Here is a 16,760-nt window from a genome sequence, read left to right as displayed (position 1 = left end):
GTCCGAACCTGGACCGCAAGAACGCACGCGGCCAGCAACAAAAGAGAAACGCATAACCCAGCGATATGGCGACGACTCATCAACATTGCGTGCACCGCGAACACGCCACTGTCAAGTGCAGGTTGACCTGGGCGTCATTGACCTGTATCCATTGCAAGCGTCTGGTTCAGGCGCACCGCGTTCGGCCGCCACGGCAGACGCATTCCTTCAACCCACATCGACATGACAGAATCAAAATACATCCAAAGAGAATCCGACGGCCCGGCCGAGGTGTCTCCCGAAGACGCCCTGCCTGAAATCACCTTTGACGAGCTTCCCGAAGCCCTGCGAGAGGCCTGCGCCCGCGCCGGCTGGTCGGGGCTCATGCCCGTCCAGTCCAAGTCCATGCCCTACATGCTCAAGCGGCAGGACATCATGGTCCAGGCCCGCACGGGCAGCGGCAAGACCGGCGCGTTCGTCCTTCCGCTCATCGAGCGGATCGACCCGAACAAGAACCACTGCCAAGCCCTGGTGCTGCTGCCCACGCGCGAGCTGGCCAAGCAGGTCGCCCACGAAGCCGAGATGCTCTCCGGCGGGAAGATCCGCACCATCGCCGTCTACGGCGGCACGAGCTACGGCCCGCAGATGGAGGCCTTCAAGCAGGGCGCGCATCTCGTGGTCGGAACCCCCGGCCGCGTGCTCGACCACCTGCTCAAGGGCTCCCTTTCCCTGGACAAGCTCGAGACCCTGATCTTCGACGAAGCCGACCGGATGCTCTCCATCGGCTTCTACCCGGACATGAAGCAGGTCCAGCGCTACCTGCCCAAGCGCCGGATCAACGCCCTGATGTTCTCGGCCACCTTCCCGCCCCTGGTTCTGCGGCTCTCCGAGGAGTTCCTCAACGACCCGCTGTTCATCAGCCTTTCCGGCAAGCAGGTCCACGTGGCCGAGGTCACCCACGCCTATTACGAAGTCCCGGCCATGGGCAAGGACCGGGCGCTGATGCGCATCATCGAGGTGGAAAACCCCACCTCGGCCATCATCTTCTGCAACACCAAGGCGAACTGCCATTACGTGTCCGAGGTGCTGCGCCAGTTCGGCTACGACGCCGACGCCCTTTCGTCCGACCTCTCCCAGTCGCGGCGCGAGCAGATCCTGAGCCGCATCCGCGCCGGGTCGCTGCGCTTTTTGGCCGCGACGGACGTTGCCGCACGCGGCATCGACATCCCGGCCCTCTCCCACGTCTTTCTCTACGAGCCGCCCGAAGACCACGAATCCTACATCCACCGCGCCGGAAGAACCGGACGCGCCGGTGCCGCGGGCGAAGTGCTCTCCCTGGTGGACGTGATCCAGAAGCTGGAGCTCAAGCGCATCGCCACGCAATACAGCATCGAGCTGGAGCAGCGCCCCCTTCCGGACGACGAGACCCTGCGCGGGGTTCTGGCCCAGCGGGCCACGGCCCTGCTCGAAGCCAAGGTCCGCGCGCTGCTGCCCATCTCGCGCGAGCGCATGAGCCGCTTCCTGCCCCTGGCCAAGGAGCTGGCCGAGTCGGAAGACGGAGCAACGCTCATCGCCACGCTCCTGGACGAATTCTACCACGACAACGTCCACACCAAGGGCGTTCCCCTGCCGGAAAAGCAGGATTCCAGCGGGCGCATGGGACGCGGCGCCGAGCGCCGCAAGCCCGGTCCCCGCGCCCCCAAGGGCGGACGGGAAGACTCCGTAGGCGAGAGACGCTCCGAACCCCGGGACGAAGCGCCCCGCGCGGACGCCCCGCCCGCGCGCCCGGACGACGCTCCCAAGCCCAAGAAGAAGCGCCGCCGCCGGAGAAAGCCTTCGGGCGGCGGACAAGGCGGTCAGAACGGCGGCAACGCGCAAAGCAACGGCGGCGGCTCCGAGAGCTGATCCCCCTTGGTTCCGCGCCTTGCGGCCATCGCGCTCTGCGCGCATGAAAGGCTCCCGTTTTCGGGAGCCTTTCTGTTTTCCGCAGCCCGGTTTCGTCAGGCAGGAAAAAGGGCGCGCCCGGTTTCCCGGACGCGCCCTGCGTCGTTCTCGTTCGCCGCGGTCTACAGCTCGTCGATCAGGGCCTTGGCCTTCCGGCCGACAGCCCCCTCCGGGTCCAGCTCGACGGCCCGTCCGGCGTATCCCTTGGCCTGGTCGTTGTTGCCCAGGGAGCGCTGCACCTCGGCCAGATGGTAGAGCAGCGTGGGATCGTCGTCCTTTTTCTCTACGGCCTGCATCAGCGAGGCCAGAGCCATCTGCTGGTTGCCGCTCTTGTGGTAGACCCAGCCCAGGGTGTCCAGGGCCTCGGGCGAGCCTTTTCCGGCAGCCTGCAACGCAAGTTCCAGGGCCTTCGAAAGCTTGGCCGGATCCGTGGAGTTCTCCGCGTAGAGGTAGGCGAGGTTGTTCTGGGCGGGAATGAAGGTCGGGTTTTCCGCCAGCACCTTCAAATACATCTTTTCCGCGCCGTCCAGGTCGTTCTGCTCCTGGAGCATCATGCCCAGGACAAAGGCGCTTCCCGTGTCGTCGGGGTTCTTGGACAGGGCCTCCTCGAACCGCGCCTTGGCCAGATCGACCTTGCCCGCGGCCAGATACATGCCGCCGATGCGCTGGTAGGCGTTGAATCCGGGCGCGGCCTCGCCGCCGGCCAGGAACTGCTCCTCCGCCTTGGCGAAATTGCCGCGGGCGGCCTCGATGCGCCCCAGGAGCTGATACGCGCCCGCGCCGGGCAGCACGTCCTTGAGGCTTTCGGCGAAAGCCAGTGCCCCGGCCGCGTCGTTCTTGGCGAGATACGCCGCGACCACGGCCTCGGCCGCCGTGAAGTTCGCGGGGTTGGAATCGTGCAGGGCCTTGAAGTACTTCAGGGCCGTATCGTAATTCTTGCGCGACATCTCCAGCTGGCCGAGCTTGAAGGCTCCGAAACCGGCAGTGCGCGGATTCTCCAGCAGCTTGCGGTATTCCATCTCGGCCACGCCGAGCTTGCCCTGGAGACTGTAGACGTCGCCGATGGCCGCCTGGATCGCGGGATTGCCCGGCTCATGCTTGAGCCCGTTGCGCAGCTGGGCCATGGCCTCGTCGTAGCGTTTTTCGGCCAGGTACATGCTGACCAGGGCACGGCGGGCCGGAGCATAGGTGGGATCCTGCTCCAGGGCCTGCTCCAGGGCCTGCTTGGCCAGTCCGGACTCGTCCGCCGCCATGTGGGCCTGGGCCAGGAAGCCGTAGACCGGAAGCATTTCCGGCGACTCGCGCAGCACCTCCCGATAGAGGATGACGGCCAGCTCCGGCTTGCCCTGGGCCATGCGGATGCGCCCCAGCAGGGCCTTGCTCTCGATGTCCTTGGGCTGCACCGCGAAGACCTTGTCCAGTTCGGCGATGGCCTTGTCGTAGTCCAGGCGGGAGTAATACATCTCGGCCAGGGCGCGGCGCGCCCCCAGTCCGGACTCCCCTTCGGGGTCCGCGGCGGCGGTCTGTTCCGCCAGGGTCATCGCCTCGTCGATGCGCCCCTCGCGGCGCAGGAAGGCGACCAGGGCCATCTTCAGGCTGCCGTTGTCCTGCACCTGGTCGATGCCGTCGCGCAGGGCCTTCTCCTCGGCGGCCGCATCCTTGCGGGCCCGCTGCACCGCGGCCATGGTCAGGCGGTGCTTGGGATCGTCCGGGAAGGAACGGATCAAGTCCTCGGCCACCTTCGCGGCGTCGTCCAACCTTCCGGCCTTGAGGTAGAAGTCGCCGAGCAAGCGGCGCATTTCCGGCGTGTCCTTGTCCTCGGCGGCCAGGGCCTGATACACGGCGGCCGCGTCGTCCCAGCGCTCCATGCGGGTCAGGGTGCCCGCCAGCTGGAGGTGCAGGTTGCGGCTCTTGGGCAGATGGGTCAGGCCCTGGCGCAGCGTCTTGACCGCGCCGTCGTCATCGCCGGCCTGCATCCGCAGCAAGGCCGCAAAGGCCCAGGCTTCCTCCAGTTCCGGCTTCTTCTCGAGCAGGGCCAGCGTCTCGCGCTCGGCAGCTTCCATGTCGCCTTCGCGGGAACGGATCACGGCGGAGAGCAGCAGCGCGTCCGAATTGTCCGGCTGGTCCGCAAGGATTTCGGCCACGAACTTGCGAGCTTCCTCCACGTCGTTGTTCATCAGCTGCAAGCGGGCCAGCCCCAGGCGGGCCTCGTGGAGCGTCTTGTCCTCCTCGAGGGCGCGGGTGAAGTTGTTGAAGGCGCTCCGCCACTGTTCCAGCTTGACGTTGATCTGTCCGAGCAGCAGCTCGGCCTTGGCGTATTCCGGCTCCACCTTGAGCGCGTTCTTCACCTGGACCTTGGCTTCGTCGTAGCGGCCTTCCTCGTAGAGGGATTTGGCGCTGTTGTAGAACTCGTCCCGCCGCTCTTCGGGACTGCCGCAGCCCGCCATAACGAGCAGCAGCGAAGCAATGACCGCGAATACCGTAAACTTGCGCATTTCGCCTTCCATACAGGTCTGAGGGTTGCGAAAAAAACCGTGGAATCAGAGCGCGCCCTTGCGCCTGAGCACCACGAATATTGTCTTCCAGATGATGACCAGATCATAGAAAAAATGCCAATTGTCAATGTAGCTCAAATCAAGCTTCACGACCTCGTCGAAATCGTTGATCTTGTTGCGTCCGGAAATCTGCCAGAGTCCGGTGATGCCGGGCTTCATGCTCATGCGGCGATAATGCCAGTTGTCGTAGCGCTCCACCTCGTCCACGGTGGGCGGCCGCGTGCCCACGAGGCTCATCTCGCCGCGGAGCACGTTGATGAACTGGGGCAGCTCGTCCAGGGAGGTCTTGCGCAGGAAGGCGCCCACCCTGGTCACGCGGGGGTCGCGTTCCATCTTGAACATCAGCCCGTTTTCCCCTCCCATGAGGTTCCCGGCCATGAGTTCCTTCTTGCGCGCCTCCGCGTCCACGAACATGCTCCGGAACTTGTAGATATGAAAGAGGCGGCGGTTCTGGCCCACGCGGGGCTGGCGAAACATCACGGGTCCGGGCGAGTCGAGCTTGATGGCCACGGCCACGAAGGGATAGACGGCCAGGAAGATGCAGAACCCGACGAGTCCGGCAATGTAGTCGAGAATGGTCTTGTAGAGCAGCCCGCTGGCGTCGATGCGCACCGAATTCCAGGCCAGCGTGGGGATGTTCTGGATGCGCTCCACGGACATGGGCGTGGGTTCCTGCGGGTCGTACATGGAGGGCACCACCCGGTAGGAAAGCCCCAGGCGTCGGCATTCCTCGATCATGACGCCGATGTCGCCGTCGCGGGGGAGCGCGAAGATGACCTCGTCCACGCTGTGGGAATGGACCACGTCGATGAAATTCCCGGCCACGCCCAGGTCCGGCACGCCTTGGCAGCAGTTCTCGGCTTCCGCGTCCGGACGCAGGCAGCCCACCACGGCGTGGCCCCAGCTGCGCTGCTCCTTGAGCGCCTCGACCACCTTGGCGGCCCGCTCGTCCGAACCCACGATGAGCACCTGGCGGCGGTTGAAGCCCTTGCTGCTGCGCTGGTTCATGTAGACATCCAGAAAGGCCCGCCCGAAGAGCAGGGACGCGTAGAGCAGCGCCGCGTAGATCAGCAGGAACAGTCGGCCGATGTCGTAATACTTCAGGGAAAAAAGGCCCACGAAAAGCAAGGCGAAGTCGATGAGCACGACGACCGCCAGCCTCCAGGCCACGTTCAGCAGCGATCCGGGCCGCCGGTCGCTGTAAAGGCCCATCCGGCCCATGGAAAAGGAGTTCACGAACATCAGGAAGAGAATGATGCCCACGAGGGCGGTGGGGTCGGGACGCCAGAGATAGCCGCTGACGACCCAGCGCAGGTAGGCGGCCAGATAGCCGCAGCCGATCACGATCAATCCCTCGACCAGGATCATGAAGGTGACGACGATGTGGACCTGCTGTGCGAACATTTCATGCGCTCCTGGTCAGCGTCCCGGAATATGGGCCGTCAGGCGCTCTTGAAGCAGCGCGTCGAAATCGTCGAGCAGGGCCTGCCCCTCGGCGAGGCTCTGGTCCGGATTGAGGTACAGCTCCACGCGCACCAGCGCGCCGTCCGAACGCCCCAGGGAAAGCGAGTCCGCCACGAGCCAGATCTTGTTCATCCATTCGCTGGTGATGATCCGGCCCCGTTGCTGGAACCAGAAATTGGAAAGCACGACCAGGCCCGGCTTCTGGAGCTGGAGCTGCATGACCGGGAATTTCCGGCCTCGCTCCGGCGCGGGCGGCAGGGGCCTCTTGGCCGCGAGATCCCAACCGCCGCCGAGCAGGCAGGAGGTGGGCGCGTGCGCGGTGTGTTCCGTGGTCTGGCGCTCGTAGTAGGAGACGAGCAGATGCAGCACGTTGCCCGTTCTCTCGTTGCGGAAATTGCCGGTCACGTAGTCGTCCGCCCAAAGCTCGTCCAGAATCTCCTGATCGAGGTAGAAGCGCTTGCCGCGCCATTCGCCCAGGTGCATGGAAAAGCTCTCGAAGCTGGCCCGTTCGGGCGCGGCCTGCCGGTGCAGCAGATGCTCCCCGGCACCTGCCGCCAGGAGCATGACCGCGCCGCCGATGACGATGCGCGGCCAGACCGAAGCCTCCAGACGGCAGGACCGAGGCTCCGGTTCGGGCCTCGGCGGGGCGCGGTGCACTTTCTTGAGCCCGAAGCTGGTCGCCCCCAGCAGCAGGATCGAAATCATGTAGACCAGCCAGCCGGAAAAATCGTGCAGGAAGCCCTGGCCGAATTCCGGCGAGACGTAGGCCACGAGCACGCCGGTCATGGCGATGCGGAAGGCGTTGGCCACGATGGTCACGGGCACGCTGAGCACCATCAGGAAAAGGCGCTTCCAGATGCGGGTATGGAAGAAATATCCGAGCAGCAGGCCCATGAGCAGGGAGGGCATCAGGTAGCGCAGGCCGCTACAGGCGTCCACGACCTGAAGCTTGGTCACGCCCATGTCGATGATGTTGCCGTCGGCATAGGCCGGAATGCGCAGCCATTCCAGCAGGCGCACCGAGAGCTCCGTGGAGAACAGCCGCAGCCGGAAGGTCAGCAGCCGGTTCAGGAACGGCGGCAGGGGCACGGCGAAGAGCAGGATCAGCAGCGGAAACCAGAGCCGCTTCAGGCCGCGCCAGCCGCCGAAGGCCGCTGTCAGCCCGGCGACGCCCAGCCAGACGGCGCCATAGACCAGGGTTTCCAGGGAGCCCAGCAGCCCGGCCAGGTAGGAGCAGGCCAGCAGCAGGAAAAGCAGGAGCGAGGGCAGCGCGCTGCCCTTGGGACAGGCGGGAAAGAAAACGGCCCGCCCCTGCCAGACCATGTACCCGAAGACCAGGGGCACCAGGTAGCAATAGGAATTGTCCTCCGCGTTCCAACGTCCGAGCAGTCCGTCCAGGTGGGGACCGAACAGGACGAAGGCGCAGACCAGCCAAAAGAGCAGAGCCGCCGCCAGCGTGCGGTTTTCGCGGGAAATGTCCATAGGCATTGCTTATCCGATTTCCCGCACCATTGCCAGCGTCGCGGGGATCAACGCACGTAGCCCATCTGTTCCAGCAAGAGGAAGACCTTGCGGGCGGCCTCCTCCGGGCTCAGCCCGGACGTGTCCAGGCTCAGGTCCGCGTGCTGCGGCGGCTCGAAGGGGTCGTCCACGCCCGTGACGCCTTTTTTCAGCCCGGCGCGGGCCTTGGCGTACAGCCCCTTGCGGTCGCGCCGTTCGCAGACCTCCAGGGAGGTGGAAACGTGAATCTCGACGTAGCCGCCGTATTGGGAGATCAGCTCGCGGTTGGCGCGGCGGGCCTCCTCATAGGGCGCGATGGGCGCGCAGATGGCAATGCCCCGGTTCTTGACGATCTCCGAGGCCACGAAGCCGATGCGGGTCACGTTGAGCACGCGGTGCTCGCGGGAGAAGCCCAGCTCGCTGGAAAGGTTGCGCCGCACGATGTCGCCGTCGAGCAGCGTGACCGGGCGGGAGCCCTCCTCCATGAAGCGCACGTAGAGGATCTTGGCCAGGGTGGACTTGCCCGCGCCGGAAAGCCCCGTGAAGAACACGCTGAAGCCCTGGCGGTGCCGGGGCGGATGGGCGCGGCGCATCTCTTCGAGCACGTCCGGAAAGACGTACCAGGAGGGAATGTCGCGTCCGAACTCCAGCAGCGTGTCCAGCTCTTCGGGAGTCGGCGGTGCAACGGATTCTTCGGGCCGCACCTGCGCCGCGGGCAAAAAGCACCTGCGCCGGGAATGGTAGCGCAGACTCTCCGCAAGCACGGGCTCGATGCCCAGTTCGTCCGCGTGGCGCTCCAGCAGCTCGAAGGCCGCCCGCGGCGGGTAGGCGTGCGCCCCGTTGCACGGCTGCGGCTCGCCCTGGGACGCGTCCACGAGGAAATGCGTGCAGCCGCAGGACTTGAGCGCCAGCGCCTGAAGCATGGCCTCGCGCGGGCCGGCCCCCCGGGAGGCCAACGGCAGAAGGCCCAGCTGCGCCATGCCTTCGGGCAGGTTGCGGAAAAACGCGCGGTGGCAGCGGACCTTGTGGAAATGGTCGTCGTCCACGAGAAAAGGCTGGTCCGCGGCGGGCATGAGCAGGATGTTCGCGTCGGCCCGGCGGGCCGCGCCGAGCAGCACCTCACGGTCCATGCGGTGCAGCAGTCTGTGGGGATGCGTGCCGAGGACGCGGCTCCAGCCCATGCGCCGAAAGCTTGTCCGCAGTTCGTCCGGAGAACGGCGCAAATCCAGGAAGTCGTGGTGCACGGGCAGGTGCAGGCCCAGGAGCGGCCCGCTGACGTAGTAATCGCAGGGTTCCTCGAAGAAACGTCGCACTCCCGCATGGCCGGAGGGGTCGTCCGTGCCGAAGAGGGCCAGGGCCTCGGCCCGCCGATCCGGACGCCAAAGCTCCTCCACGCGCAACACGGCCAGGGGAAAGCCCTCGCGGTCGTTGAGCGCCAGCTCCGCCCCGGGTTCCAGCGCCCCGGCCACGGCCTCGGGCAGGGCCAGGCAGATCGGCAGCGGCCAGAGCCGCCCGTCCGGCAGCCGCATCCCGGCCAGCACGGACTCGTACTGCTCCCGGCTCATGTAGCCGCCCAGCGGCGCAAAAGCGCCCTGCATCAGCAGTTCGAGATCGCAGAGCCCGCGCCGACCGAGGTCCCAGCCGGGCAGTTCCGGGATTCTGCGCCGAAGCGCCTGCGCTTCCCCGGAGGGAAGCAGCAGGACGCCGGTTTCCTTGTTCATACAGTCTCCGATTCTGAAGGACTCGGCACACATGTGCCCCAGTTCGGAGGTCAGGTCAACGCGCCTCCCCGACTAAAGCTCTTCGGGCAGGGACCAGCGGATTTCCATGTAGGCCTTGCTGCGGTCGTAGTTGGAGGAGTTCACGCGGTCCTCCACGTACTCGTAGCTGCAACCCACCTCCCAGGTCCAGTTCTCGTCGAGGTCGTACTCGTAGCTCGGACGGATGCGGTAGTAGGCGGAGTCGCGCTCGGAGATGGTGCCGTCCGACTCGGAAAGCGTGATCACGGAGTCGAGCTTCAGGCGCTGGCGTTCGGTGAGCAGATAGGTTTCCTTGAGATGGAAGCGGTCGCGGGTCAGGGTTTCGCCGGAGAGGCCGATGGTGTTGTCGCGGCCGTACTCGATGTAGCCGTCGGACCGGGGATAGTCCCAGGTCAGGCGGGTGCTGCCCACGTAGCCGTCGCCTTCCTTGTCCACGTCCAGGCCAGGACGGTCCACCGTGGTCTTGCTCTGGAGCAGGCCGCTCATGACGGACCAGGTCCAAATCTCGTTGATGTCGTAGTCGAAGCCGACCATGAACGAAAGATCCGAGTAGGCGCCGTCGCCGTCGCTGTACTTGTTGTCGTACCAGCTGGCCCCGGTGCTCGCCCGCACGCGGAAACGCTCGGTCCAGATGTAGGTCCAGTCCGCGCTCAGGTTCTGATAGTCGTAATCCACGTATTCGGCGCGGTCATAGTCCGTGCTGCCGTAGGTGTAGGTCAGTCCGACCAGGTTGCGCTCCGTGACCACGTATTCCAGCCGGGGCGACAGCGTCAGGCGGCGGCGGGCCGTCTTGGACGCCGTTTCGGCAAGTTCTTCCGCGATCTTGCTGATGGTGTAGTCGTCCTCGTAGGAGCCGGTCAGGTTGAAGCGGAGCAGCTCGGTCAGCTCGTTGCGCGAGGAGAAGGTGTATTCCTGCTCCGTGCGGTCGAGCTGGTCGAGGTCGTTGTAACGATGCATCGTGACGGCGGCCTCGACGGTGTTCTTGCTGCGCTCGGTGTTCACGTCCACCTGAAGCGCGGGGCGAAGCTGGTGTTCGATGTCCCCGTCCTTGGTGTTGTTGACGTTGTTGTCATAGACGATCCGATAGGCCGCCTTGGGCGTGACGATGACCTGCGCGCTCTGGGCCAGGGCCACGGACGCTGACAGGGCCGTCGCCGCCACGGCAATGATCAAGATGGAAAAGGCTCTGGCGTTCACGGCTGCGCTCCTTTACGGCACCACGATGGTGTCGTTGGGCCTGAGCAGAACGTTCTGATGCATGTTCTTGCCCAGGGAAATGTCCGCGTAGTCGTAGACGTAGACCTTTTGATCCGGTCCGAGGCCGCGCACGAGAAGAATGTTCGCCTCGTCCGCGAACGGGTTGAACCCGCCCGCCAGGGCGAGCGCCTGGGTCACGGTCATGGGGTGCGGCATGATGTAGACGCCCGGCCGGTTGACCTTGCCGATGACATAGACCTTGGGGCTGTTCAGCTCCACGATCATGATGCTCACGGGCGTATCCGAGATGTACTGCTTGTACCGGCGGTCCACCTCCTTGCGGATGTCCTCCACGGTGCGGCCGAGGCAGAGCACTTCGCCGATGAGCGGCAGGGAAATGTATCCGTCGGGACGGACCATGACCTGCTGCGTAAGGGTTTCGTCCCCCCAGACGAAAATCTGCAGCACGTCTTCCGCGCCGACATGATAGCCGCCGGGCGAAACGGATTCGAACATCTTGCGCAGGTCCTGCTGGTCCTCGGCCTGCGCGGCCTGGTCGGCGACCATGCCGACCATGAACAGCGACAACAACATCATCATAGCGATCTTTTTCATGACACCCTCCTCGTCCATTTATCGGGGTCGTAGGCCCTATCGGCCCGAGAGTCGGTTTTCTTTACGTTTTTCCGACGCTGCCGACCCAGACAAGCAAGAAGAGTGCCGGGAGCTGCGCTATAGATTTCTAAAAAAAGTCTAAAACACCCTTTACAGCTTGACCGCTTCGGTTTACTACGACTTCATGGGTAAACAAGGTTCAGCAACGATATCCTGGGCATGTCACCCCCTCCCACGAGGCCTTCGCGCCTCCTCCCTCCGCATCCGGCCAAAAAAGCAGAACCTTTTTGGAACGAACATTGCTATACAAGTTCCGGCACCGCGATGCCGCCACATTGCGGTCGGACCGATGATGTTTCTTCACCTGAAGAACGCAACGGAGCGAAGCGGGCCAAGATTCCTCCGCAACCGTTAAGGAGTGCGGAGAAAGTGCCGAAGAAGCAACAGTGTATCGGCACGCAACGTCATTTCGGACGCACGATGCGCCAAATTAATGACGGAGTTTCCAGGGCGGACCATCATTATGAATGGCACGCCAGGGGGGGCAGGTGAAAAGATCGGGAGCGCCGCGCATGGCTCCCGCCGCCTCGGAGGGAGCACGTCGTAACCGGGCCGGAATTATTTTCCGGTGCAGGGTGGGATGATGGAATTTCAGAACGATCTGCAATTTTACCTTCGCGTTTTCAAACGCAGAAAGTGGCAGTGCATCGTGCCCGCCATCGGCGCGATGGTCATCTGCACGATGTTCGCACTCTTTCTCCCGTCCGTGTATCGGTCCTCGGCACTCGTACTCATCGAGACCCAGGACATCCCTGAAGACCTCGTGCAGAGCACCATCACGGGACTCATCGAGGAACGCCTTCAGGGACTGAACCGGACGGTGCTCAGCCGCTCGCAGCTGCTGGAGATCATCGAGCAGTTCAACCTCTACAGCAGTGAACGCCAGCGCATGACCATGAGCGAGATCATCGACTCCATGCGCAACGACATCAACGTCGACATGGTCACCACGGAGGTCCACGACGCCGCGCAGGCGCGTTCGGGCGTGGCGACGTACGCGTTCACCCTCTCCTTCGACGGCAAGGAACCGGAAAAGGTTCTCCGGGTCGCCAACCGGCTCGTCTCGCTCTACCTCGAAGCCAACATCAAGAACCGCGAAGGCCAGACCCGTTCCGCCTACCAATACCTCGAAGGCCGGCTCGAGGACCTCGGCACCCAGATCAGCGAGGTGGAAAAGCGCATCTCCGAATTCAAGGAGAAAAACAAGTTCTTCCTGCCGGAGCTGGTGCCCATGAACATCCGCCTGCTTGACCGCGTCGAGGGCAACCTCCGCTTCAAGGAGGACGACCTCGAAAAGAGCGACGCCAAGCTCCAGTACTGGCTCGGCGTGCTCGCCTCCCGCCCGCAGTTCATCCAGGTGCGGACCACGGGCGGACAGCGGCTGATCACCCCGGAGGAGGAACTCGACCGCATGCGCCGCGATCTCGTGGCGCTCAAGGCCAACCACTCCGACGACCACCCCGACGTGGTCAACCTGCAGAAGCAGGTGGACGCGCTGGAAGAGCAGGTCAAGTATCGCCAGGATCTGGACGACTATTCCACCGAGCTGGAACAGAAGGAAAACGAGCTCAAGGTGCTGCTGGAGAAGTACACCGACCAGCACCCGGACGTGAGACGCCTCAAGAGCGAGGTCGCCCAGCTGCACAAGGACATCGATTCCATTTCCGAGCGGTTCCTGATCAAGCCCAAGCACAAGGAAATGGAACTCAACCCGCAGTGGGTCCAGGCCAAGAACGAGGTCGAGACCAGCCGGATCAACGTGGAACGCCTCCGGAAGGACGTAGAGGGCCTGCTCAAGCAGCAGACCGAGATCCAGCACCGCATCGATACCGCGCCCCAGGTCGAGGTGGAATACAACATCCTCAACTCCGAGCTGGAAACGCTCAAGACCGAACGCGAGGAACTGCTCAGGCGCATGCTCGCGGCCAAGGAATCCAAGGGTCTTGAAGAATCCGGCCTGGGCGAGAAGTTCACCCTGGTCGATCCGCCGGTGCTGCCGGAAGAGCCCTACAGCCCGAACCGGCCGCTGCTCTTCGCCCTGGGACTGATCCTGTCGGTTTCCCTCGGAGCGGGCGTGGGCTTCACCTCCCATCTGCTGGACCGTACGGTGCACGACGCGGAAGAGCTCTTCTCGGTCTCCCGCGTCCCCGTGCTCGCCGTGATTCCGCAGCTCGGCGACCTGGACAACATGGCAGGAGGCAAGAAGGCGAAACAGCGCCTGCCTGTCGTGATCCTGCTTTCCCTCGCGGCGGCGCTCCTGGCGATCCACTTCTTCGTGGAGCCCTTGGACCTGATCGTCATGAGACTGATCCAGTCCGTCTTCTAGGACCAAACCACAAGGATTCACAGAGAGGACGCCATGAACAAACTCGCAAAGGCCATGCTCAAGGCCATAGATTCATCGGACACGCTGTCGAGCGGCCCCAGGGCTGGCGGCAAGGACGGGGGAAGCTCCAAGACCATCAAGCTGAACAAGGCCCACATGGCCAAGCACATGGTCATCGGCGGCATCACCGACCCGCGCATCCTGGACTACTACAACCTGCTGCGCACCCAGGTGCTCCAGCGCACCCGCGGCGAGCAGAAGAACGTCATCATGGTCACCTCGGCCATTCCCGGCGAGGGGGCCTCGCTCACGGCCATCAACCTGGCCATCAGCATCGCGCGGGAGCTGAACCAGTTCGCCCTGCTCGTGGACACGCACCTGCGCAACCCGGTCATCGACAAGTACTTCGGCATCAGCACCAAACGCGGGCTGTCCGACTACCTCGTCAGCGAGGTGCCCATCTTCGACCTGATGATCCGCACGGACCTGGACAAGCTCGCCCTGCTTCCCGTGGGCCGGACCATCACCGGCTCGACGGAAATCCTGGGATCTCCCAAGATGCGCACCCTGGTGCGCGAGATGAAGGAACGCTACCCGGACCGATACGTGATCTTCAACTGCCCGCCCCTGCTCCGCGTTCCCGACGCCCTGGTCTTCTCCTCCTACGTGGACCAGATCCTGCTGGTCAACGAAGCCGGCAGGACCACCCGCCGACAGATTCGCCAGGCCGTGGACCTGGTCGACAGAAGCAAATTGCTCGGCATGGTCCTGAACAAGGCCAAGGAAACAGTGTAGCCAAGGACAGGCAAGACCATGTACAATCAATTCTTCGGACTCGCGGAAAAGCCGTTCTCCCTGGCGGCCAGCCCAAGGTATCTCTACCTCGGGAAAAGCCACAAGGCGGCCTTGACCTTCCTCAAGTACGGGCTGGTGGACCGCAGCGGGATCATCCTCATGACCGGGGAGATCGGCGCGGGCAAGACCACCCTGACACGCTACCTGCTGGATAAGCTGAGGCGCTTGAACGCCTTGGACGTCATCGAGATTCCCAACACCTCCCTGGTGGAGGACACGCTCGTGAGCGCGATCCTCCAGGAGCTCGGCGTCCAGCTCGAAGGCACCGAGACCTCGGCCATGCAGGTGCGCATCCTCAACGAATACCTCCTGCGGCAGCAAAAGCGCGACAAGCGCGTGCTGCTCGTGCTGGACGAGGCCCAGAGCCTGCCCGACCGGACCCTGGAAGAGATCCGCATGCTCTCCAACCTCCAGTCCGGGGAGGACATCCTCCTCCAGGTGCTGCTCATCGGCCAGCCCGAACTGCGCAGGCGGATCATGGAGCGCAGCAAGACCTATCTCGCCCAGCGCATCGCGGTTTCCTGCCACCTGACCTCGCTGGACATCTCCGAGGCCGGCCCCTACATCGAGCACCGCCTCTCCGTGGCGGGCCACAAGTCCCCGGCAGGACTCTTCACGGACGAGGCCGTGGCCCTGATCCACGAAGCCTCGGCAGGCGTTCCCAGGGTCATGAACATTCTCTGCAACCTCGCCCTGATCTATGCCTTCGCCGACGAGAAGACCGTCATCGACGGCCGCATCGCCCAGGAGATCATCAAGGACAAGGCCAAGGACGGCATCCTGCTCACGCCGAGCGGCAAGCTCATCAGCCCGGAGGCGCCTCCGCAGCCGGAGGAACTCTCCGAACTGCGCGGCAGGGTGGCCCGCCTGGAACAGACCGTGCGCCAACTCGCCCGGCAGCTGACCCGGCAGAAGGCCGCGCTCAGCGATGCCTAGGACCGGAACCACGGGCGCGGAGCACCGCAGGCGTTCCGCGCGCGAAACGGAGGACAGACGCCCATGATGCGCAGCGTGGTGGTGGCCTACCTTTTCGGGCTGCTCTTGCTCATCGGCGGAATGATGTATTCCGTTTGGGGGCTGGAGGGCTTCCGCGAGCACATCGCGCTGGTCGGCCCGCTTTTCGGCGTTCTCGGCCTGGGAACGGTACTGGTCAACCCGCTGCTGATGCTCTCCCTGGTCTTCACCTACTTCCCGTTCAGCTGGGGCGGCCCCAGCGTGGAACTGGGCATCGTCACCTTCAACCCCTATTCGCTGGGCCTGCTCTTCTTCGCGTTCGTGGGCCTGCTCCGCTTCGTCCTGCGCCGCGTCCAGCTCCCCCTCAGCTTCACGGACCTGCTGCTCATGGGAGTCAGCGCCGTGTACCTGCTCGGCACCCTGCGCAGCGCCGACGTGGCCGACAGCGGCTTTCTGGCCTACAACTTCATCTTTCTGCCCGTCCTTTCGTTCTACATCATCCGCCTGCTGATCGACGACCAAGCCGAATACCGCACCCTGACGCGCTTCATGATCGTCGGGCTGGTCGTCTTCGCGGGCATGGCCGTGGCCTCCTGGGCGCAGACGGGCATGCGCGCCACCCCGCTGGACACCCCGCCCATCGGAACGGCGACCCTGATGGTCTTCGCCATCTGCCTGATCATGGGCAGCGACAGCGTGCCCAAGGGATTTCGCACCGGCCTCGCGCTCTTCTGCCTCCTGGCCATGTTTCTGACCTTCTCGCGCGTGTTCCTGGTCATCCTGGCGGTCGCGCCCCTCTGTCACGTCCTCATCCGCAAGGGCAAGAGCGTGACGCTCTATCTCGGCTTTTTCATCGCCACCCTGCTGCTGACCCTGGCCCTGCTCCTCTATGCCCACTACGTCCAGCCGGACCGGACCATCTTCACCCCCGAGGAACGCCGCACCGAGGAGCGCCTGACCAGCGTGGAAAACTGGAAGAAATCCATCTACGGACGTGTTTCCCAGTTCAGCGCGGGCCTGAACAGCTTCCTGCAACGCCCCTTCCTCGGCGTCGGCCTCTACCGAGGCGAGCAGGTCATCACCCAGCACAACTTCCACGTGGAATGGCTCGAATACAGCGGCGTCATAGGCTACATGTTCTACATGCTCTTCATCCTCAGCCATGCCGCGCGCATGACCGATCTGGCGCGCACGGACGGCCCGATCCGCTGGCAGATGCTGCTGATCCTGCTCGTGCTCAACAACTGCCTCTTCAACGGCATCATGCACGGCTACATGCCCCACGTCATTTTCATCAGCATGGGACTGAACGAGGCCAGGGCGGCATTTCTGCGGCGCCAGGCCGAGCAGGGCCTCGACGCGGAGCCCGCGCAGCAGGGCAAGAACGGAACGCCCGATTCCGCCGCCACGGGAAAGGGCGACGAGCCCGCAGCCCCGCAGGACCGGACTCCGGGCCACTCCACCCCGGAACGGCTGGTCATCGTCAAGGAATCCGGCTCCTCGCTCTACAACCGCTATTTCCGGTCCTGAGCCCCTGGAACTGCCGAGGCA

Annotated in this window: 11 protein-coding genes; 5 read left to right on the top strand and 6 right to left on the bottom strand. The window is 64.3% G+C overall.

Annotation, left to right across the window (positions count from 1 at the left end; genetic code table 11):
* The first annotated feature begins 222 nt into the window (after positions 1-222).
* Positions 223-1,884: a DEAD/DEAH box helicase gene (locus G452_RS18370; protein ID WP_022661418.1), complete on the top strand. Its 1,662-nt coding sequence runs from the start codon at positions 223-225 to the stop codon at positions 1,882-1,884.
* Between the two features lie 161 nt (positions 1,885-2,045).
* Here the strand turns inward: G452_RS18370 and G452_RS0106285 are convergent, their stop codons facing one another.
* The 6 genes from G452_RS0106285 to G452_RS0106260 form a co-directional block, all read right to left on the bottom strand.
* The gene (locus tag G452_RS0106285; RefSeq protein WP_022661417.1) at positions 2,046-4,418 is read right to left on the bottom strand and encodes a tetratricopeptide repeat protein; all 2,373 of its coding nucleotides are present in this window, start codon (positions 4,416-4,418) and stop codon (positions 2,046-2,048) included.
* 45 nt (positions 4,419-4,463) lie between these two features.
* Positions 4,464-5,882, bottom strand: a complete 1,419-nt coding sequence (locus G452_RS18365) for a sugar transferase (RefSeq protein ID WP_022661416.1) — start codon at positions 5,880-5,882, stop codon at positions 4,464-4,466.
* 15 nt (positions 5,883-5,897) lie between these two features.
* Positions 5,898-7,430, bottom strand: coding sequence for a VPLPA-CTERM-specific exosortase XrtD (xrtD, locus tag G452_RS18360; protein WP_081650510.1), 1,533 nt, complete (start codon positions 7,428-7,430; stop codon positions 5,898-5,900).
* A gap of 41 nt (positions 7,431-7,471) precedes the next feature.
* Entirely contained in the window at positions 7,472-9,163 is a 1,692-nt protein-coding gene (locus G452_RS0106270; RefSeq protein WP_022661414.1) for a bifunctional sulfate adenylyltransferase/adenylylsulfate kinase, read from the bottom strand.
* 72 nt (positions 9,164-9,235) lie between these two features.
* Entirely contained in the window at positions 9,236-10,399 is a 1,164-nt protein-coding gene (locus G452_RS0106265; protein ID WP_022661413.1) for a hypothetical protein, read from the bottom strand.
* 12 nt (positions 10,400-10,411) lie between these two features.
* Positions 10,412-11,014 carry a polysaccharide biosynthesis/export family protein gene (locus tag G452_RS0106260; RefSeq protein ID WP_022661412.1) on the bottom strand — a complete coding sequence of 201 codons (603 nt, stop codon included), beginning with the start codon at positions 11,012-11,014 and terminating at the stop codon, positions 10,412-10,414.
* 643 nt (positions 11,015-11,657) lie between these two features.
* Between G452_RS0106260 and G452_RS0106255 the strand changes: the two genes are divergently transcribed.
* From G452_RS0106255 to G452_RS0106240, 4 genes are all read left to right on the top strand, one after another.
* Entirely contained in the window at positions 11,658-13,400 is a 1,743-nt protein-coding gene (locus G452_RS0106255) for a GumC family protein (protein ID WP_162141280.1), read from the top strand.
* A gap of 33 nt (positions 13,401-13,433) precedes the next feature.
* Complete coding sequence (locus tag G452_RS0106250) at positions 13,434-14,195, top strand: polysaccharide biosynthesis tyrosine autokinase (protein ID WP_022661410.1); 762 nt, start codon at positions 13,434-13,436, stop codon at positions 14,193-14,195.
* Between the two features lie 18 nt (positions 14,196-14,213).
* Positions 14,214-15,191 (top strand): ExeA family protein, encoded by a 978-nt coding sequence (locus G452_RS18355; RefSeq protein ID WP_022661409.1) that lies wholly within the window; start codon positions 14,214-14,216, stop codon positions 15,189-15,191.
* A 63-nt stretch (positions 15,192-15,254) separates the two neighbouring features.
* The gene (locus G452_RS0106240; protein ID WP_022661408.1) at positions 15,255-16,739 is read left to right on the top strand and encodes an O-antigen ligase family protein; all 1,485 of its coding nucleotides are present in this window, start codon (positions 15,255-15,257) and stop codon (positions 16,737-16,739) included.
* Positions 16,740-16,760 lie beyond the last annotated feature (21 nt).

This window comes from Paucidesulfovibrio longus DSM 6739, from assembly GCF_000420485.1.
Lineage (GTDB): Bacteria > Desulfobacterota > Desulfovibrionia > Desulfovibrionales > Desulfovibrionaceae > Paucidesulfovibrio > Paucidesulfovibrio longus.
This window is presented reverse-complemented; position numbering and strand designations above follow the sequence as displayed.